This window comes from Sphingomonas sp. KC8 (genome assembly GCF_002151445.1).
Classification (GTDB): domain Bacteria; phylum Pseudomonadota; class Alphaproteobacteria; order Sphingomonadales; family Sphingomonadaceae; genus Sphingomonas_E.
Genome location: NZ_CP016306.1, coordinates 987,128 through 1,007,264, shown reverse-complemented (window position 1 = coordinate 1,007,264; position 20,137 = coordinate 987,128). Strand labels below are relative to the sequence as shown.

The window sequence follows — 20,137 nt, the reverse complement described above, 5'->3', positions numbered from 1 at the left end:
ATGCGGCTGATCGGACGATGTTTTCCGATCGGTTAACCCTCTGCCCCTAGCGTGGCCCTGAAATCCGGCAATCCGCCGATCGGGCAAGGGGCAGTAAATGTTGAATAACCGGGGCCGCGCAGCGCTCACCATTGGCGAGCGGCTCAACCAGCAACGCCGGATGTTCATTGTGCTCGGGGGCGTCGTCCTCGGGTTGACCGCCATTGGTGCGGCTGCCGATCTGTATACGATCAACCGCGGTAACGAAGTGTCCGCAAGCACGCTGGAAGTGGCGCTGCTGGAAAAGGATTTCGCCTCGCTGGAGCGCGACATCTATCGCGCCGCAACGGTGCCGTCGGCGGAAACGATCGACGCGGTGAAGGGCAATGCGACGGACTTTGCCACGGCGGTGGCGGAACTTCGCCCGAATGTCGGGCAGGCCGATCAGCGCATCCTCGATACCATTGATGCTTCGTCCCAGGCCTATGTCGCGCTGGCGTTGAAAATGGCCGATCCCGCGCAACGTACGGCGGCCGGCCTTGCTGAAATGACCCGTTATGGCGGCGCGATCGATGATTCGATCGAAAGCCTGCGCAATCCGTTTGTTGAGGCGCTGGCTGCCAATGAAGCCGCGCAGATCTGGGCGAAGATCGGCATGGCGCTGGCGATGATCGCGGCATTGGCGTTGCTGTCGTGGCGGCTGATGGCGTTGCTTGCCCGTACGCGAACGGCCATCGCCGATGATCTGACGTCGGCGAGCGGGGCGTTGATGGCGATTGCTGCCGGGCGTCTTGACGTCGCCATCGAGGGTGCGGACCGCAGCGACGAAATCGGCGATCTCGCCCGCGCGGCCGTGGAACTGCGCAATGTCAGCATCGCCAAGCGCGATGCGGATGCGGGGCTGGCCGATATGGTCGACAGCGTCGGCCGCAGCCTGCGCCAGTTGGCGGAAGGCGCGCTCGACACCCGCATCGATGCGCTGCCCCCGGGTTATGAGGCATTGCGCCGCGACTTCAACGAAGCTGCCAGCCAGCTTTCCGGGGCGATTGCCGGGGTGATCGAAAGTGCCGACAGCATTCACACCGGCGCCGGCGAGATCAGCCAGGCTTCGGATGATCTGTCGCGCCGTACCGAACAGCAGGCGGCCTCGCTGGAAGAAACCGCGGCTGCGATGCAACAGATCACCGTCGCGGTTCGCGAAACCGCCAAGGGGGCCGCGCACGCCAATCGCGCGATCGCCGAAGCGCATGGCGACGCCAGCGAAGGCGGTCGCGTCGTTCGATCGGCGGTGGATGCGATGGGTGGGATCGAACAATCCGCGCAGGAAATCGCCCAGATTATCGCGGTGATCGATGGCATTGCCTTTCAGACCAATTTGCTGGCGCTGAATGCCGGCGTGGAAGCGGCCCGCGCGGGGGATGCGGGCAAGGGGTTTGCCGTCGTCGCCAACGAGGTGCGGGCGCTGGCCCAGCGTTCGGCGGACGCCGCCAAGGATATCAAGCTTCTGATCCAGACCAGCACCAAACAGGTGGCCGATGGCGTTCAGCTTGTCGGCCAGACGGGCGAAGCGCTGGACCGGATTGTCGGCAAGGTGGCGGAAATCGCCACGCTGGCCAGCCAGATTTCCGCGTCGGCCGAGGCGCAGGCGGCCAGCATGCAGCAGGTAAACACGGCCGTCACCGATATGGACAAGATGACCCAGCAAAACGCCGCGATGGTGGAACAATCGAATGCCGCCGCCCGCAGCCTGGCATCGGAGGCCGATCAACTGGCGGAACTGACCCGGCGCTTCCGGGTCGATGCGGTGGCGCCTTCGCGCGAACCGGTGAAGATCAGATCGGCCGCCCCGGCGCGGCGGCTTGTGGCATCCGCGCGCAGCAACCTTGCCGTCGCGCCCAACGATTGGGCCGAGTTCTGAACGAAGGGAGCAGCGGATGAAGGTCATCAGCCTGTTGCCGGTGATGGATCGCGAGGCGGTGTCGCTTCTCGTTCCCGAACTGCGCGACGCGATCCAGTCCGCGGTGCCGGTGACTTTGGTCGCCGACAAGGTGGACCAGATCGGTCAGGCCGGGCTTCAAATGCTGTTGAGCGCGTGCCGGTCGGCGGCAGCGGCCGGTGTGGAACTGGCGATCGAGGCGCCCTCGGATGCGCTGATGGTTGCGAGCGAACTGGCCGGCATCGCTGAACGGCTTGCCATCGTGCGGGCCGAACAAGGGGCCGCGTCGTGACCAACGAAGAGATCCAGCAAATCTTCTTCCAGGAATGCGATGAAGGGCTGGCGAGCGCCGAAGCCGGGCTGATGGCCTGCCGCGCCGGTGATCATGACGGGGAAACCATCAACACGATCTTTCGCGCGGTTCACTCGATCAAGGGTGGGGCAGGCGCGTTCGGTTTTACCGCGCTGCAATCCTTCACCCACCATTTCGAAACCGTGCTCGATCTGGCGCGCAGCGGCGATCTGGCGCTGGATCAGGGGGTTATGCCGATCCTGTTGCGGGCGTTTGACGTGCTGACCGATCATGTCGCGGCGGTACGCGGCCAGGGCGATGCACCCGACGACGGCGAGGTGCTGGAACGGCTGAAGGCGATCGGATCGGGTGAACGGCCGATCCCGATGGCGGATGCGGCCGCGATGGACGTTGCACCGCCACCGGCCGCATCGCCGGGCATCGATCTGAGCTTCGATCTCGCTGCGCTGATCGGCGGTCTTGACCAGGGCGATGCTGATCTCGTGCCTGACACCGGATTGGCGGCCCGGCCTTGGCGGGTGCGGCTGGTGCCGGGGCGGGGCGCGCTCCACCGGGGTGGCGAACCGCTGCTGCTGCTGCGCGAACTGATCGCGCTGGGTGGTGCGATCGTCGCGGTTGATACGGATGCCGTACCCCTCATCACCGATTTCGATCCCGACGGCGCCTATCTCGGCTGGACGTTGACCGTGCCGGAGACGGTCGACCGTGCCGTGATCGAAGAGGTTTTCGAATTTGTCGCCGACGATTGCCTGCTGGAAATCACACGCGACGACGCAAGTGTCGCGCCCCCGGCCAATATCGTCCCGATCGTACCGGCCGCGCCAAAGGCGGACGTCGGCAATCCGTCGGTCGCCGCCACGCCGGCGCCGGGTGGGCAGTCCATCCGTGTCGATCTCGACAAGCTGGATCGGCTGGTGAACCTTGTCGGTGAACTCGTCATCACGCAGGCGATGCTGACGCAGCGGTTGCAGGGCTGTGGCCAGGGCGCGATCCAGGAACTGAGTGATCTCGATCATCTGACGCGCGAATTGCAGGACAGCGCGATGGCGATCCGCGCGCAGCCGGTCAAATCGGTGTTCAGCCGCGTGCCCCGCATCATTCGCGAGCTTGAAACGCAGACCGGCAAGCGCGTCCGCCTCGATGTGGCGGGCGAGACGACCGAACTCGACAAGACGGTGATCGAACGGATCGGCGACCCGCTGACCCATCTGATCCGCAATTCGGTTGATCATGGCATCGAAAGCCCGGCCGAACGGATCGCGGCCGGCAAGGATCCCGAAGGCGTCGTCCGGCTGGCGGCGGAGCATCGCGGCGGCCGTATCCTGATCACCGTCGAAGATGACGGCAAGGGCATCGATCGCGAGCGGGTCTATGCGCTGGCGGCCGAACGCGGGATCATCGCCGCCGACGCGCGGCTGAGCGACGAGGAGATCGACAATCTGATCTTCGCGCCCGGATTTTCCACCGCGACTACGGTGTCGAACATTTCCGGGCGCGGCGTTGGCATGGATGTCGTTCGCCGGAATGTGCAGGCGCTGGGCGGGCGGATCACGATCAGTTCGCGCCCCGGCCATGGCTCCATTTTCACGCTCGCCTTGCCGTTGACGCTCGCCATCGTCGACGGGATGATCGTCTCGGTAGGGGCGGAAACCTACGTCATCCCGCTGACGCACATCATCGAAAGCCTGCGGCCCTTGCCCGGCGCGGTGAAGCCGCTGGGGCGGGATCGTCATATGCTGGATGTGCGTGGCACATATCTGCCGGTGCAATCCGTCGCCGACAAGCTTGGTGTCACGGGAGGCCGGACCAATCCCGCCGAAGCCGTGCTGATCGTCGTCGAAACCGAGGATCACGGTCAGGCGGTGCTGATGGTCGACGCCATTCTCGATCAGCGGCAGGTCGTCATCAAGAGCCTCGAAGCCAATTATCGGCCGGTCGATGGGTGCGCCGGGGCCACCATCCTGGGCGATGGTCGCGTGGCGCTGATCATCGACGTGGAATCGCTGGTCGCGCTCGATGGCGATACGCCGCCGATGTTGCTGCGGGCCTGATCCGATGTTCAACGATGATTTTGGCAAAGGTGGCGGGGGATCGGCCGAAAGCTACCCGTTCACCCGCAGCGATTTCACCGCGATCGCGGCTCTGGTCCACAGCCATTCCGGTATCGTGCTGGCCGAAGGCAAGGCGATGCTGGTCTATTCGCGCCTTACCAAGCTGCTGCGCGCGCGCGGGCTGGCCAGGTTCGGCGATTATGTCGCGCTGCTGCGCAATGACCGCGACGAACGGATCGCCGCGATCGAGGCGCTGACCACCAACCACACCAAATTCTTCCGCGAAAATCACCATTTCGAACATTTCACCGATCATGTCCGCCCGGCTTTGCTGGCGATGGCGCAAAGGCGCCAGCGGGTGCGCCTGTGGTCCGCCGGTTCGTCGAGCGGCGAGGAAGTGCATTCGCTGATGATGACCTTGCTGGGCGCCGATGCCAATGAGGCGCAGGCGCTGCGCAATGGCGATGTCGTGGCGCTGGCCAGCGACCTGAACCGCCAGGTGCTCGATACGGGGCGCCGCGGGCTTTACCCCGCATCGGCTGCGGATGAAATTCCGGCGGCGCTGGGCAGGCTCTGGACGCGCAAGACGGCGGATGGCGTGCAGATGGCCGATGCGTTGCGCGGGCTGATCCGGTTCCGGCAACTCAACCTGCTCAATGAATGGCCGATGCGGGGCCGGTTCGACGTCATCTTCTGCCGCAACACGATGATCTATTTCGACGAGCCGACGAAGGCCCGGCTGATCGCGCGTATGGCGGACCAGCTTGTGCCTGGCGGCTATCTGTACATCGGCCATTCCGAACGGCTGGTTGGCCCGGCGACGGATCATTTCAGCGCGGTGGGCCAGACGATCTACCGAAAGACCGGCGCATGACGGTGCGCACCCTGATCGTCGATGATTCACCGACAATGAGGGCCTTGCTTTCCGGTCTGCTGCGGCGTGATCCCGATATCGAGGTGATCGGCACGGCCGATCGGGCGAGCATCGCGCGGACGATGATCAAGGAACTCGATCCCGACGTCATCACGCTCGATATCGAGATGCCCGAAATGAACGGTCTCGATTTCCTCGACAAGATCATGCGGCTGCGGCCGACGCCGGTGGTGATGGTGTCGACCCTCACCCGCGCCGGCGCGGACGCCACGTTGCGCGCGCTCGAACTGGGGGCGGTCGATTGCTACGCCAAACCCGAAGGCGGCATGGCCGATCTGCTGTGCATCGATGACGGGGTACTGGCGCGCAAGGTAAAGCAGGCCGCGCAAAGCCGCCGCCGTGCCCGGCTGGAATCCGGCGTGCGGGCGAGACCGCAGGACGGCTTCGTCTGGAACGGCCGCACCATCGCGATCGGGGCGTCCACCGGCGGGGTGGAGGCGCTGGGCGCCGTGCTGTCGCATTTCCCGGAAAACTGCCCGCCGACGGTGATCGTCCAGCATATGCCGGCCTTGTTCACCAGTTGTTTCGCCACCCGGCTCGATGCCACACTCGCGCCGCGCGTCGTCGAAATGGGGCATGATGATCTGCTGGAACAAGGGACGGTCTACATCGCCCCCGGCGGTTCGCGCCACGCGATGGTGCGCGGTGCGCAGAAACCCCATGTGCGGCTGATCGAAGCCGCACCGATCAATGGCCATTGCCCGTCGGTGGACGTGCTGTTCCGGTCGGTCGCGCAATGCCTGGGCAACAGGGCTGTCGGCATCATCCTGACGGGCATGGGCAATGATGGCGCGCAAGGATTGCTGGAAATGCGCCAGACGGGCGCGGCCACGATCGGCCAGAATGAGGCGACCTCGCTCATCTATGGCATGCCGCGCGTGGCCAACCGGCTTGGCGCCGTCGTTGATGAACTGCCGCTTGATCGCATTGCGCAGCGGGCGCTGGAGCTTTGCAGCCGATGAGCGTCATGGTCGCCCCCGCCGCTGCCATCGCCTCCGGCATCGAACGCCGGGTCAATGTGATGCAGGGCATGACCTTCGTGACCGACGATCCCACGGTGGTGCTGACGACGGTGCTGGGCAGTTGCATCGCCTGCTGCCTGCATGATCCGCGCGCGCGGATCGGCGGCATGAACCATTTCCTGCTGTCCGAACCGCGTCACGGCCGCCTCCGCGACGAAGGGGAGGCCGAACGCTATGGCGTCTATGCGATGGAACTGCTCGTCAACGAGATGCTGAAGCGCGGGGCCAGCCGTTCGCGGTTGCGCGCGCATCTTTATGGCGGCGCGAACCTGCATGCGGGGATGCGGGCGATAGGCACCGATAATGGCCGTTTCGCGCAGGGATTCCTCGTCAACGACGGTATCGAACTGAGCCAGGCGAATATCGGCGGCAGCCTGCCGCGCCGCGTGGATTTCCGCCCGGCCGCCGGGCAGGTGCGCTGCCGGATGGTGGAGGCGGCCCTGCCGATCGAAGAAACCCGGATACCGCAGCCCGGCGGCACCGGCGATGTAGAGCTTTTTTAACCATGGATGCCCGACCAGAGCAGTCGACCGGAGATCAAGCCCATGTCCAAGACGATTCTGGCCGTTGATGATTCGCCCAGCATGCGATTGCTGCTGCGCACCGCATTGACGGCGCGCGGCTATGAGGTGGCGGAAGCCGAAGATGGCGTGGCCGCGCTGGAATGGCTGGACAGCAATGCGCCGAGCATCGTCATCACCGACATCAATATGCCGCGGATGGACGGGTTCGGGCTGATCGAGGAATTGCGTACGCGACCGCGTTTTCGCGACATGCCGATCCTCGTGCTCACCACCGAAAGCTCGGACGACAAGAAGGCCCGCGCCCGGCAGGCCGGCGCCACGGGCTGGATCGTCAAGCCGTTTGATCCGGAAAAGCTCGCATCGGCCATCCGCCGCGTTTCCCACTGACCATAACAACAAGGAAAAAAACATGTCGCGCCAGCTCATCACCTTCCAGATCGGGGAACAGTTTCTCGGCGTGGATATCATGGCGATCCGGGAAATCCGCGCCTGGACGCCTACCACGGTCCTGCCGCACACGGCCGCCCATGTGCGCGGCGTGGTCAATCTGCGCGGCACGGTGCTGCCGGTGTTTGATTTGTCTGCACGACTGGGCTGGGGGCTTGCCGAGCCGACCGCCCGTCACGTCATCATCGTCGTCCAGATTCATGATCAGCTGCAAGGGCTTATTGTCGATGCGGTGAACGATATCGTCGCCATCGACGAAGCCGATCTGCAGTCGCCTCCGGAACTGGGCACCGAAACCGCCAGCGCCTTCCTCGAAGGGCTTGTGTCCGTCGATGACCGCATGGTGATGGTGCTCAATCTCGATGAACTCGTCCGTGAACGGGTGCGGGAGCCACTGGCCGACGCCGCCTGATCGCCCTCAAGCCAGGGAAACCGGGAAATGTCGCACGTTCGGGTTTTGGTGGTTGATGATTCGGTCACGATGCGCGCGCTGTTCAGTGGCGTGCTGGAAAAAGCGGACGGCATCGATGTCGTCGGCCATGCCGGCGATGCCGATGAAGCGCGTGAACAGATCATCGCGCTGAAACCCGACGTCATGACCCTCGATGTCGAAATGCCGGGAATGAGCGGCCTGGAATTCCTGGAAGAGGTGATGCGTGATCGGCCGATGCCGGTCGTCATGCTGTCTACCCTGACGCAGAAAGGGGCGTCGGCATCCTTGCGCGCGCTGGAACTGGGCGCGGTCGAATGCTTTCCGAAACCGACGCAGGCCACGCTGGAGGAATTCGCGCTCCTTGCGCCGAAGCTGACGGCGCTGGTGCGCGCGGCGGCGGCGGGCAGGGTACCGTCCGGGGAACGGCGTAGAACGGTGAAGGCGGCCGAGGAACAGTTTGACTGGAATGGCCGGATCGTCGCGATCAGCGCAGCCACCGGCGGCGTCGATGCCTTGCTGCAGATCATGCCGGAATTTCCGGCCAATTGCCCGCCGACGCTGATCGTGATGCCGCTGGATCCGGATTTCATCGATCCGTTCGTCGCCCGGCTGAACGATGCCACCAAGGCGTCCGTACAACTGGCTCAGGATGGCCTCGCGCTTTTGCAGGGGCACATTTATGTGGCCGCCGACCCGCGTTTTCACATTGTCGTCGATCGTTGGCCGGATGCGTCGATGCGGTTGATTGCGTCCGATCCGGTGGCTGGCAGCCGGCCGTCGGCCAGCCTGTTATTTGCAACGCTGGCAAAGACGGCCAGGGCGGATGCCGTTGGCGTGCTGCTGACCGGCATGGGCACCGATGGCGTGGCAGGGCTGAAGGCGCTGCGTGCCGCGGGCGGCGGTGCGATCGTTCAGGATCCCGCCACGGCGATGATGCGCGAGGCGCCGGCAGCGGCCGTTGCGGCAGGGGCGGCGGGGCAGATCGTTGCTCTCGATACTGTGGGCGCGGTCCTGCTCGGCGAATGCCGCCGCGCGCAGGCGGCCGCCTGACATGGATGACCATCGCATTCTTGCCCTGCTGGCCGATGAACTTGATGCGTCACGCCTGGCGCTCGAACAATTGGGCATCGCACTGTGTGGCAACCCGGTTGTCGCGGCCGGGCATATGTCAGAGCTTCAGTCGCTGGACGATATCGGCCAGCGGCAGGCGGCTATCGCCGCAATTCTGCGGGCGCCGGATATTCAGGCGGCGGCAAATCGCGCAACGCTGGAAAGCATTTGTCGTCGGCTCGGCACGGTCTGACGGAAACGCGTTAACTGCGCTTTACCCGCTATTAACCTTTTGCGTTCATCAACGCGTTGGTTAATCATCTATTCGCATGTGGGGACTGATGTCTCCGCGGGGGGCGAGAGGGGACAGATCGCTATGCGCGTGCTGCTGATCGAGGACGAACCGACGACGGCCAAGAGCATCGAACTGATGCTGAATGCCGAAGGTTTCAACGTCTACACAACGGATCTGGGCGAAGAAGGCCTCGATCTGGGCAAGCTGTATGATTATGATTTGATCGCACTCGATCTCAATCTGCCCGACATGCACGGCTATGACGTGCTGAAAAAGTTGCGGGCGGCGCGGGTGCAGACGCCGGTTCTGATCCTGTCGGGCATTGCCGAAATGGATTCCAAGGTCCGCGCGCTGGGCTTTGGCGCCGACGATTATGTCACCAAGCCGTTTCATCGCGAAGAACTGGTGGCGCGCATTCATGCCGTTGTCCGTCGTTCCAAGGGCCATAGCCAGTCGGTGATCCGCACGGGCAAGCTGGCGGTGAACCTCGATGCCAAGACCGTCGAGGTCGATGGATCGCGCGTCCACCTGACCGGCAAGGAATATGCGATGCTGGAGCTGCTTTCGCTCCGCAAGGGCACGACGCTGACCAAGGAGATGTTCCTGAACCATCTTTACGGCGGCATGGACGAACCCGAACTCAAGATCATCGACGTCTTCATCTGCAAGCTGCGCAAGAAATTGAGCCTGGCGTGCAGCGGCGACAATTATATCGAAACGGTCTGGGGCCGCGGCTATGTGCTGCGCGATCCCGATGATGTGGCGATCGCCGAAGTCGCCTGATCGGGCGTTACCTGGCAAGCATAAGAAAGGGGTCGGCAGCCTGATGACGCTGCCGGCCCCTTTCTTATGCTTGCTGGCTGGCCGGAATGAACGCCCACCGATCAGATCAATCATTTCGATCGCGGCGGCATCAGGCCTACCTTAAGATCGTCGGAAAATGGTCAAAACATTCAGATATATGTGATTTTTTTCGCTGTCCCGGAACGGCGCTCTAATTTAGTGAATATATGAAACTAAATGGGAGAGGCGAATCATGGATATCGAGCGCGCGGACGCATTTTGCCGTAGCTATGGGGATGCGATGGCCAGTGGCGGGGCGGCGGCGCTCGCCGATCATTATGGTTTTCCCTATGTCTCGTTCACCGGCGGCTATGTTTCGCGGTTCGATGATCGGGGCGAGGCGGTGGCGATGGTGCAGGCGCATCTCGACCGGTTTGAACGCAGCGGCATCGGCGTCGATATCCGCCTGATTGATCATCGGGTGGAGCCGGTTTCGGGCGGGGCGGCGCTGTGCCATCTGCGCTGGGAGATTCGTCCGGAAAATGGTGCGGCGGGCTGGGCGTGGTCCAACGTTTATGGCCTGCGCCAGACGGCGGACGCGCAGCATTTCGAATTTAACATTTCTGACAATGAGTTTGGGGAACTCCTGGCCCGCTACCCGGATTTTATGAGCGTGTGAGGGGAGGCAAAGGCTGCATTGCATGAACCTCTTGTGCAATGCAGCAAAGCGATGCAGTCTCCCTTCTGTAACAGAAAGGACGCGCAAAGCAGCCTATGGGGAAACGAGCCGCTTTCGACGAAATCCGGGGCCATGGCGATGCCACAAGGCCCGAGTTCAACGCGCTGGGTGGATGGATCCACGATACGCCGCCCGCAGAACTGGATCGACGACAGAAAGCGGCCGAAGTGGCCTTCCGCCAGCTTGGCATCACCTTTGCGGTTTACGGTGAAGAGGAAGCCGCCGAACGCATCATTCCGTTCGATATCGTGCCCCGCATCTTCACATCGACCGAATGGGCCGGGTTGTCCGATGGGCTGGTGCAACGGGTGGAGGCGATCAACGCCTTTCTGGATGATGTGTATGGCGCGCGCCGAATCATCGCTGATGGGGTTGTGCCGGCCGATCTGATCCTCGGTAATCCGCAATTCCGCCCCGGCCTGGCCGGTACACGGCCGCCGCACGGGATATTTGCCCATATTTGCGGAATCGATCTCGTCCGCACCGGGCCGGACCAGTTCTTTGTGCTGGAAGATAATGCCCGCACGCCATCGGGCGTATCCTACATGCTCGAAAATCGGGAAGCGATGCTGCGGCTTTGCCCCGAACTGTTCGAAATGTTTCCGGTCGCCCCGGTCGACAATTATCCCGATGCGCTGCACGCAACGCTGCGTTCGGTGGCGCCGCGCGGACAGGCGAGCAACCCGGTCTGCGTGCTGCTGACCCCAGGCCATTATAATTCGGCTTTCTACGAACATAGTTTCCTGGCCGATTCGATGGGCATCGAACTGGTCGAGGCGGCGGATCTGTTCGTCGACGATGATATCGTCTGGATGAAGACGATCGAAGGGCCGGTGCGGGTCGACGTGATCTACCGTCGCATCGATGATGATTATATCGATCCGCTGGTGTTCCTGCCGGATTCGGTGCTGGGCGTGCCCGGGCTGATTTCGGCTTATATGGCGGGCAACGTCACCTTGGTGAACGCGCCGGGCACGGGGATCGCCGATGATAAGGCGATTTACAGCTATATGCCGGAAATCGTGAAATATTATACCGGAAGCGATGCCAAGCTGCCCAATGTCGAAACATGGCGGTGCCGGGAAGCGGATTGCCTGAAATATGTGCTGGAACACCTGCCCGAACTGGTGGTGAAACTGGTCGACGGATCGGGTGGCTATGGCATGCTGGTCGGCCCGACGGCAAGCAGGGCGGAGATCGACCAGTTTCGCGCCGCGCTGATCGCCGAACCCCATCGCTACATCGCCCAGCCGACGCTGGCGCTGTCGACGGTGCCGACGCTGACCGATGCCGGCATAGCGCCGCGCCACGTCGATTTTCGACCCTTCGTTCTGTCGGGTGCGAACGGGGTGACGATCGTGCCCGGCGGTCTGACCCGCGTTGCGTTGCGTGAAGGGTCGCTGGTGGTCAATTCCAGCCAGGGCGGTGGAACCAAGGACAGCATGGTGCTGCTGGATGATCCGGCAGGGGCGGATGGCAGCCAGATGCACGGCCAGATGCAGGGGGGACGTTAATGCTCAGTCGCACCGCCGCATCGCTTTACTGGCTGGGCCGTTATGTCGAACGGGCCGAATTTACCGCGCGGCTGATCGAGGCGACGATCCGCCTTGATGCGCTTTCGGCGCGGCCGGCGGGGAAGGGGGCGTGGGAAAGCGCCCTGCTGGTCGCCGCGGCGGACCACAGCTTCAATGCGATGGGGGAAGCCAAATCCCCGCAGAACGTTGTGCGATATCTGACGCTTGCCGCGGATAATCACAGCTCGATCCGCTCCTGTCTGGATAAGGCGCGCAGCAATGCCCGCGCTGTCCGCACCGCTTTGTCGCGCGAAGCATGGGAGGCGATCAACCGCGCCTGGCTAGGCCTGCGCGATCGATCATCCACCGGCGGCACGCAGGCGACATTGGCGCTGGTGGATGCGGTGAAGGCGGAAACGCGCGGTTTCGAAGGCGCGCTGCACCGGATGCTGCGCAATGAAAGTTCATGGTTCATCGGCCTGGGGGCCGCGATAGAACGGGCGGATAACACCGCACGGCTGATCGACGTGAAATATCATCTGCTGCTGCCCGAAGGCGAAATGGTCGGTGGCGTCATCGATCGCGATCAATGGACGACGATTCTGCATACCGTGTCGGCCGTGACCGCCTATCGCTGGCTGTACCGTGATGGCCTGCGGCCGGTGCAGGTCGCCGAATTACTGATCCATCGGCGGGAATTGCCACGCTCGCTGGCCGCATCAGCGGATGAGGTGGTCACTCAGCTTACCCTGCTCGGCAAGCGCACCGGGCTTCAGGGGGAGGCCGATCGGCTGGCGCGCCAGCGGCAGGCGGCACTTGGCCGCACGACGATCGGCCAGATCATCGCCGGGGGGCTGCACGAATATCTCTCGGCCTTCATCGTCGACAATTCCGTACTTGACCAGGCGATCGGAAAGCAGTTCCGCTTCGTCTGACATGCGCCTCTACATCCACCATCGCACCGATTATCGGTTCAGCGAGCCGCAGGCCCGCGTCGTCCAGTTGTTGCGCCTGACGCCGAACAGCCATGTCGGGCAGACCATTGTCGACTGGCGGGTCGACGTTGATCGCAACGCCCGGCTGCGGCCGGGCCGGGATGGGTTCGGCAATGAAACCGCGATGCTGTATGTCGATGGCCCGGTCACGTCCGTAAGCCTGACCGTGACTGGCGAGGTGCTGACCGAGGATCGCGCCGGCATGGTTACGGGAACGATCGAAACTTTGCCGCCGCCGCTGTACGCCCGGTCGACACCGTTGACGACGGCGAACGAAGCGATGCGCGCGCTGGCGATGGAGGTTGCGGCGGCCGATGTGGCGCCATTCGATCGGGCGCATCGGCTGATGGCGTTGATCCATCGCCGCATCCGTTTCGATCGGGATCGCCGCCATTCGGTGCGCAATGCGGTTGCCGCCTTTGGCGAAGGGGCGGGCAATGCCAGCGATATCGCCCACATTCATCTTGCGACGGCCCGGCAACTGGGGCTGCCGGGCCGCTATGTATCGGGGCATGTGCTGCGTCCCGCGCATCAGCATGAATGGCACCAGGCCGCCCATGCCTGGGTGGAATTGCATATTCCCGAATTTGGCTGGATCGCGTTCGATGCCACGGCGGATCGTTGTCCGGATGATCGCTATGTGCGCGTCGCGATCGGTCTCGACTATCGGGATGCGGCTCCGGTATCAGGGACGCGCACTGGCGGCGGAAGCGAAATCATGGACGTCGGCGTGCGGGTCGGCCTTGATCAGGGGCAGGAACAGGCCTGACGGAAAGGGAGCGGAGCATGACCTATTGCGTCGGCATATTGTTGCGCGAAGGGCTGATCATGATCTCCGACACGCGTACCAACGCGGGGATCGACAATATCTCCACCTATCGCAAGATGCACGTTCTGGCCGACAGCGATGATCGGCTGATCCTGTGCATGAGCGCGGGCAACCTGTCCGTCACCCAGCATGTTCTGGGCCAGCTGGCCGAAGGATTGCCGCCCGTGGCGGCTGATGAACCGCCGCGCCGGATCGATCATATGCCGACGATGTTCCGTGCGGCGCAGCTGGTTGGTGAAGCGGTGATGACCGCGGGTTCCGAACTGAAGCCCGCGCTGGTGGCGGCCGGCGTGTCCTCGGGTATTTCGCTGTTGCTGGGCGGGCGGATCGGCGATGGCCCGATCCGGCTGTATCTGATCTACGATGCCGGCAATTTCATCGAATGCGGCGCCGATACGCCCTTCCTGCAAATTGGCGCAACGGCGTACGGCAAACCGATACTCGATCGCGCGATGACCTATGAATCCGCGCTGGACGAAGCGGTCAAGGTTGGCCTTTTGTCCTTCGACAGCACGATCCGGTCGGATCTGTCGGTGGGGTTGCCGTTCGATATGGTGGTGATGCCGGCCGATCCCGAACTGCCCGTTATCCGCCGGCGGATCGAAGTCGACGACGCCTATTTCGCCGATCTGTCGCGCCGCTGGTCGATGCTGTTGAACGAAAGCCGGGCGACTATTCCCGATCCGCCGTTCCTGGCGCAGGCGGGGATCGTGCAGCGGCACTGAATTGGGGGCCAGCGTCCTGTTTGGATAGGGTTGCGATGTTCGTCTTGTTCGCGGGCCGGATCAGGTTCTGATCGATCGGAGGAGTGAAGCAATGCGCGTGATGGTCATGGTGAAAGCGACCGCCGACAGCGAAGCGGAGATGATGCCATCCACCGAAATGCTGGAAGCGATGGGCAAATATAATGAGGAACTCGCTGACGCCGGCATCATGCTGGCGGGCGAAGGGCTGCATCCCTCGGTCAGGGGCAAGCGGATTGCCTTTGACGGGCCGGATCGGAAAGTGATCGATGGTCCGTTCCCGCACACCGGCGAACTCGTCGCCGGTTTCTGGCTATGGCAGGTGAAAGATATGGCCGAAGCGGTGGAATGGGTGAAACGCTGCCCCAATCCGATGCCGGGGCCGAGCGAGATCGAAATTCGCCCGATTTTCGAGGTCGCCGATTTCGGCGATGCGATGACGCCCGCAATTGCCGAACAGGAAGATCGCATCCGCGAGAAAATGGCGGACCGTTAAGCCGTCGCCGGTAAACAAAAAGCCCGGCCTTCCCCATGGAAGACCGGGCTTTTTGCGTAATCGTTGGCCGGGATCAGCGCTGGCCGACCGGCACGTAATCGCGCTGCGCGTGGCCCGTGTAGAGCTGGCGCGGGCGACCGATCTTCTGTTCGGGATCGGCAATCATTTCGTTCCACTGTGCGACCCAGCCGACGGTGCGGGCGAGCGCGAACAGCACGGTGAACATCGTCGTCGGGAAACCGATCGCCGACAGGATCACGCCCGAATAGAAATCCACGTTCGGGTAGAGCTTCTTTTCGACGAAATAGGGATCGGTGAGCGCGATCTCTTCCAGCTTGCGGGCGACGTCGAGGATCGGATCCTGCTTGCCCAGCTTGTTGAGCACTTCGGTCGCGGCCTTGCCGAGCACCTTCGCGCGCGGATCGTAATTCTTGTACACGCGATGGCCAAAACCCATCAGGCGGAACGGATCGTCCTTGTTCTTGGCGCGGGCGATATATTCCGGAATGCGATCGATATGGCCGATTTCGCGCAGCATGTTGAGCGCTGCTTCGTTGGCGCCGCCATGCGCCGGGCCCCACAGACAGGCGATGCCGGCGGCGATGCACGCGAACGGATTGGCGCCCGACGAACCGGCAAGGCGCACGGTCGACGTCGACGCATTCTGTTCGTGATCGGCGTGCAGGATGAAGATCTTGTCCATCGCCGCTTCGACGACGGGATCGATTTCATATTCCTCGGCCGGCACGCTGAACGTCATGTTCAGGAAATTGCCGGTGTAGGACAGGTCGTTGCGCGGATAGACGAAGGGCTGGCCGACCGTATATTTGTACGCCATCGCCGCGATCGTCGGGATCTTGGCGATCAGGCGGTGGCTGGCCACCAGGCGCTGGTGCGGATCGGCGATGTCGGTCGAATCATGGTAGAATGCCGAAAGCGCGCCGACCACGCCGCACATCACCGCCATCGGGTGCGCGTCGCGGCGGAAACCGCGATAGAACTGGGCAAGCTGTTCGTGCACCATCGTGTGGCGCGTGATCGTGCCGCTGAACTTATCCAGTTCCGACTTCGACGGCAGTTCGCCGTTCAGCAGCAGGTAGCTGACTTCCATGAAGTTCGACTGCTCGGCCAGCTGGTCGATCGGGTAGCCGCGGTGGAGGAGGACACCCTTGTCACCGTCGATGAAGGTGATCTTCGACTCACAGCTCGCGGTGGAGGTGAAGCCGGGATCGAAGGTGAACGCGCCGGTGTTGGCGTATAATTTGCGGATGTCGAGCACATCGGGGCCAACGCTGCCGGACAGGACTTTATAGTCCGACGATTTGCCGCCGAGTTCGAGTTTGGCGCTGCTATCCCCCATGGGTCGTTCCTCCTGCTATTTCCGTCAGACGCGCGCCGAAACCAGCCGATCGGCCAGTCGGCCCAGGCTTTCCTCGCGACCGAGGAGAACCAGGACGTCAAAAATTCCCGGTGACGTCGTCCGGCCGGTCAGCGCCGCGCGAAGCGGCTGCGCTACCTTGCCAAGGCCGATGCCGGCGGCTTCCGCGACCTCACGAACGGCAGTCTCCAACGAGGGGACCGTCCATTCGGTTGCGGATGTGATTGCGTTCTCGACCGAAGCCAGGATCGCCATCGCGGGCGTGTCTAGCAGGGTCGCGGCGCGTTCGTCCATGTCTATGGGGCGATTGCGAAACAGGAAGGTTGCGGAATCTGCAAGATCAGCCAAATCCTTGGCCCGCGGCTGCAGAACGGGCATGGCGCGACGCAGCAATTCCATGTCATTTTCAGCGAGATTCGCACCCACCAGCGCCTCGACGCGGGTTTGGATCAGGCCTGCCAGCCGGGCCGGATCGGCTTCGCGGATATAGTGGCCGTTCATGTTTTCGAGCTTCTTGGTGTCGAAGCGCGAAGGCGAACGGCCTACCCCGGCCAGATCGAACCATTCCACCGCCTGTTCGCGGCTGATGAATTCATGGTCGCCATGGCCCCAGCCGAGTCGCAGCAGATAATTGTTCAGCGCTTCGGGCAGGATGCCCAGTTCGTCGCGATACGCATCGACGCCCATCGCGCCGTGGCGCTTGGACAGTTTCGCGCCGTCGGCACCGTGGATCAGCGGGACATGCGCATAAATTGGCTCGGGCCAGCCCATTGCACGAATGATGCCCAGCTGGCGGAACGCGTTGTTGAGGTGGTCGTCGCCCCGGATGACGTGGGTGACACCCATGTCATGATCGTCGACGACAACGGCCAGCATGTAGGTTGGCGTGCCATCCGAACGCAGCAGGATCATGTCGTCCAGTTCGGCATTCTTCACCGTCACCGCGCCCTGCACGCGATCGTGGATCGTCGTTTCGCCTTCGCGCTCGGCCTTCAGGCGGATGACGAAAGGGGTGCCTTCGGGCGCTTCGCCGGGATCGCGATCGCGCCAGCGGCCGTCATAGCGCAGCGGCTGCTTGGCGGCGCGCTGCTGTTCGCGCAGTTCGGCAAGCTCTTCCTGCGTGGCGAAGCATTTATAGGCATGGCCGCTGGCCAGCATCTGGTTCGCCACGTCGGCATGGCGATCGGCGCGGGCGAACTGGAATACCGGGGGCTCGTCGCCTTCCAGGCCCAGCCATGACAGGCCATCCAGAATCGCGTCGATCGCCGGCTGAGTCGAGCGCGCCCGATCGGTATCTTCGATCCGCAGCAGGAAACGGCCACCATGGTGGCGCGCGAACAGATAGTTGAACAGGGCGGTACGAGCGCCGCCGATATGCAGGTAACCCGTTGGCGAAGGCGCAAAACGGGTGACGACCGGACGAGTCTCGACAGCGGCTTCGATGCTTGCGCCCACGCGCGCTTTCTCCAAGGATGGCGGCCGATGGCCAGCGATTTCGGCACCGCCCCTAGCATGGCTTCCCCGGCACCACAAACGCCGTGGAAGACCCCTTTTGCATGGGCGCTGGCGCGGCTCGAAAGCTGGCTGGACGATGAACGCGATCAGCTGTTTTTGTGGCTGCCCGTGGCGCTGGGGGCGGGGATTGCCGCGTGGTTCATCTTGCCCGGCAGGGCGGGCTGGATCGCGTTTCTGCTGGGAGGATCGGGATTCGCGGCCGGATTCGCGATGTTGCCGGCGGGCGCGCGGCTGCGGCGGACGGGGATGATTTTCGGCGCCACCGCGGCGATCGGGTGCGCGCTGATCTGGTGGCGGGCGGAACGAATCGCGTCGCCCCGGCTCGATCGCCCGGCCGTCACCCGGTTTGAAGGGCGGGTGCTGGCGGTCGATCGGCTGGCCGCGCGCGATCTCATCCGGTTGACATTAGCCCCGATCGGCCAACCCGCCTTGCCGGCCAAACTGCGCGTCAATGTCGCTGAAACGGATGCACCGGCGGATCTGTCGCCGGGCCGCCGGGTGCTGCTGCGGGCCCGGCTGATGCCACCACCCGATCCGGCGGTGCCCGCCGCATATGATTTCGCGCGGGTGGCGTGGTTCCAGGGGCTGGGGGCAACCGGCCGGGCGCTGGGGCCGGTGGTGATCGCCGGCACCGGCGAAGCGGCCGGATTGTGGCAGACGATCATGGGCTGGCGTGCACGGCTTTCAGCGCATGTGCAGGGGCGGCTGGCGGACAGCGAAGGGGGCATCGCCGCCGCGCTTGCGACCGGTGATCAAGGTGGCATTTCGGAGGCGGACGCCGAAGCGATGCGTCGATCCGGCCTGGCCCACTTGTTGTCGATCAGTGGCCTGCACGTCACCGCCGTGGTGGGCGGGGCGATGCTGATTGCGCTCCGCCTGCTGGCGCTCAGCCCGGCGCTGGCCCTGCGTGCGCCGCTGCCATTGATCGCCGCCGGTGCGGGCGCGCTGGCCGGCATCGCCTATACCTTGCTGGCGGGGGCTGAGGTGCCGACGGTTCGATCCTGCGTGGCGGCGCTGCTGGTGTTGATCGGGATTGCGCTGGGCCGCGATGCGATCACCTTGCGACTGGTGGCGGCGGGTGCGCTGGTCGTCCTGCTGCTGTGGCCCGAAGCGCTGGCTGGCGCGAGTTTCCAGCTGAGCTTTGCCGCCGTCACCGCGATCGTCGCCATCCACGAACATCCGCGGCTGCGACGTCTGCTCGCCCGGCGCGAAGAAGGGCGGGTGGCCGGATTGGCGCGCGCGCTTGGCACGTTGTTGCTCACCGGTATGGCCGTGGAAGTCGCGCTGGCGCCGATCGCCTTGTTTCATTTTCACAAGGCCGGGCTTTACGGCTCATTCGCCAACATCGTCGCGATTCCGCTTACCACCTTCATCGTCATGCCGGCCGAAGCGCTGGCCTTGCTGTTCGATATGGTCGGGCTGGGCGCACCTTTTTGGTGGGTGGTGGGCAAGGCGCTCGCTTTCCTGCTGTGGATTGCCCACATGGTGGCAGCCGCGCCCGGCGCGGTGGCGGCCTTGCCGTCGATGCCGCCGGGCGCGTTCGGATTGATGATCGCGGGTGGCCTGTGGATCGCCTTGTGGCGGACGCGGGTGCGGCGGCTGGGGCTGTTGCCGCTTGTCGCCGGTGCGGCTTGGGCGCTGGCGACGCCCGCGCCCGATTTGCTGATCACGGGCGACGCCCGCGCCCGATTTGCTGATCACGGGCGACGGCCGCCATATCGCGCTGCGTAGCCAAGCGGGCGGCCTTGCGCTGCTGCGCCCCCGCGCGGGCGATTATGTCCGCGACATGCTTGGTGAAGCGGCGGGAGTCGAAGGCGAGGCGATAGCGATCGACGATTGGCCGGGCGCGCGTTGCGGGGCCGATCTGTGCCGCGCGACGATCCGGCGCGACGGCCGGGCATGGACGCTGCTGGCGACCCGATCGCCCTATTTCGTCGATATCCCGGCGATGAACCGCGCCTGCGCCGCCGCCGATATCGTCGTCAGCGATCGCCGCCTGCCGCGCAGTTGCCGTCCGCGCTGGCTGAAGGCCGACCGGCCATTCCTGGCCCGCACCGGGGGGCTGGCGATCGACTTGGCAAGCGGCACCGTGCGGACGGTGGCGGACACACGGCGCGGCAAGCCCTGGGCGGTGCGGTGAATGTTAATCGCTGCTGTTCAA

18 protein-coding genes and 2 pseudogenes are annotated in these 20,137 nt (G+C 63.9%); 18 read left to right on the top strand and 2 right to left on the bottom strand.

Annotation, left to right across the window (positions count from 1 at the left end; all coding sequences use genetic code 11):
- The first annotated feature begins 97 nt into the window (after window positions 1-97).
- The 17 genes and pseudogenes from KC8_RS04795 to KC8_RS04715 form a co-directional block, all read left to right on the top strand.
- Window positions 98-1,897 (top strand): methyl-accepting chemotaxis protein, encoded by a 1,800-nt coding sequence (locus KC8_RS04795; protein WP_010124385.1) that lies wholly within the window; start codon window positions 98-100, stop codon window positions 1,895-1,897.
- Between the two features lie 16 nt (window positions 1,898-1,913).
- Window positions 1,914-2,207: an STAS domain-containing protein gene (locus KC8_RS04790; protein WP_010124387.1), complete on the top strand. Its 294-nt coding sequence runs from the start codon at window positions 1,914-1,916 to the stop codon at window positions 2,205-2,207.
- Window positions 2,204-4,279: a chemotaxis protein CheA gene (locus KC8_RS04785; RefSeq protein ID WP_010124388.1), complete on the top strand. Its 2,076-nt coding sequence runs from the start codon at window positions 2,204-2,206 to the stop codon at window positions 4,277-4,279. The genes KC8_RS04790 and KC8_RS04785 overlap by 4 nt, the downstream gene beginning before the upstream one ends.
- Before the next feature lie 4 nt (window positions 4,280-4,283).
- On the top strand, window positions 4,284-5,153 hold the full coding sequence (locus tag KC8_RS04780; protein ID WP_010124389.1) for a CheR family methyltransferase: 870 nt from the start codon (window positions 4,284-4,286) through the stop codon (window positions 5,151-5,153).
- Window positions 5,150-6,175: a protein-glutamate methylesterase/protein-glutamine glutaminase gene (locus tag KC8_RS04775; RefSeq protein ID WP_010124390.1), complete on the top strand. Its 1,026-nt coding sequence runs from the start codon at window positions 5,150-5,152 to the stop codon at window positions 6,173-6,175. Before KC8_RS04780 ends, KC8_RS04775 begins: the two co-directional genes overlap by 4 nt.
- Before the next feature lie 5 nt (window positions 6,176-6,180).
- Window positions 6,181-6,738: a chemotaxis protein CheD gene (locus tag KC8_RS04770; RefSeq protein ID WP_010124391.1), complete on the top strand. Its 558-nt coding sequence runs from the start codon at window positions 6,181-6,183 to the stop codon at window positions 6,736-6,738.
- Between the two features lie 42 nt (window positions 6,739-6,780).
- Window positions 6,781-7,146: a response regulator gene (locus KC8_RS04765; protein ID WP_010124392.1), complete on the top strand. Its 366-nt coding sequence runs from the start codon at window positions 6,781-6,783 to the stop codon at window positions 7,144-7,146.
- Between the two features lie 22 nt (window positions 7,147-7,168).
- On the top strand, window positions 7,169-7,618 hold the full coding sequence (locus tag KC8_RS04760; RefSeq protein WP_010124394.1) for a chemotaxis protein CheW: 450 nt from the start codon (window positions 7,169-7,171) through the stop codon (window positions 7,616-7,618).
- A gap of 27 nt (window positions 7,619-7,645) precedes the next feature.
- Window positions 7,646-8,689: a chemotaxis-specific protein-glutamate methyltransferase CheB gene (gene cheB, locus KC8_RS04755; RefSeq protein WP_029624374.1), complete on the top strand. Its 1,044-nt coding sequence runs from the start codon at window positions 7,646-7,648 to the stop codon at window positions 8,687-8,689.
- Between the two features lies 1 nt (window position 8,690).
- Complete coding sequence (locus tag KC8_RS04750) at window positions 8,691-8,942, top strand: hypothetical protein (RefSeq protein WP_010124396.1); 252 nt, start codon at window positions 8,691-8,693, stop codon at window positions 8,940-8,942.
- Window positions 8,943-9,065: 123 nt separating this feature from the next.
- Entirely contained in the window at window positions 9,066-9,767 is a 702-nt protein-coding gene (gene ctrA / locus KC8_RS04745; protein ID WP_010124397.1) for a response regulator transcription factor CtrA, read from the top strand.
- A gap of 253 nt (window positions 9,768-10,020) precedes the next feature.
- Entirely contained in the window at window positions 10,021-10,446 is a 426-nt protein-coding gene (locus KC8_RS04740) for a hypothetical protein (RefSeq protein ID WP_010124398.1), read from the top strand.
- 95 nt (window positions 10,447-10,541) lie between these two features.
- Window positions 10,542-12,020, top strand: coding sequence for a circularly permuted type 2 ATP-grasp protein (locus tag KC8_RS04735; protein WP_010124399.1), 1,479 nt, complete (start codon window positions 10,542-10,544; stop codon window positions 12,018-12,020).
- Window positions 12,020-12,955, top strand: a complete 936-nt coding sequence (locus tag KC8_RS04730) for an alpha-E domain-containing protein (RefSeq protein ID WP_010124400.1) — start codon at window positions 12,020-12,022, stop codon at window positions 12,953-12,955. The genes KC8_RS04735 and KC8_RS04730 overlap by 1 nt, the downstream gene beginning before the upstream one ends.
- A 1-nt stretch (window position 12,956) precedes the next feature.
- Window positions 12,957-13,784 carry a transglutaminase family protein gene (locus KC8_RS04725; RefSeq protein WP_010124402.1) on the top strand — a complete coding sequence of 276 codons (828 nt, stop codon included), beginning with the start codon at window positions 12,957-12,959 and terminating at the stop codon, window positions 13,782-13,784.
- Between the two features lie 17 nt (window positions 13,785-13,801).
- The gene (locus tag KC8_RS04720; protein WP_010124404.1) at window positions 13,802-14,569 is read left to right on the top strand and encodes a peptidase; all 768 of its coding nucleotides are present in this window, start codon (window positions 13,802-13,804) and stop codon (window positions 14,567-14,569) included.
- 91 nt (window positions 14,570-14,660) lie between these two features.
- Window positions 14,661-15,008 (top strand): annotated as a pseudogene (locus KC8_RS04715) (YciI family protein); the annotation flags it as partial.
- A gap of 148 nt (window positions 15,009-15,156) precedes the next feature.
- Here KC8_RS04715 and gltA read toward each other — a convergent pair.
- Together gltA and gltX are read right to left on the bottom strand one after the other, a co-directional pair.
- Window positions 15,157-16,443, bottom strand: coding sequence for a citrate synthase (gltA, locus tag KC8_RS04710; RefSeq protein WP_010124408.1), 1,287 nt, complete (start codon window positions 16,441-16,443; stop codon window positions 15,157-15,159).
- A 24-nt stretch (window positions 16,444-16,467) separates the two neighbouring features.
- Window positions 16,468-17,916 carry a glutamate--tRNA ligase gene (gltX, locus tag KC8_RS04705; RefSeq protein ID WP_232455624.1) on the bottom strand — a complete coding sequence of 483 codons (1,449 nt, stop codon included), beginning with the start codon at window positions 17,914-17,916 and terminating at the stop codon, window positions 16,468-16,470.
- 57 nt (window positions 17,917-17,973) lie between these two features.
- Here gltX and KC8_RS04700 point away from each other — a divergent pair.
- Window positions 17,974-20,116 (top strand): annotated as a pseudogene (locus KC8_RS04700) (ComEC/Rec2 family competence protein).
- Window positions 20,117-20,137 lie beyond the last annotated feature (21 nt).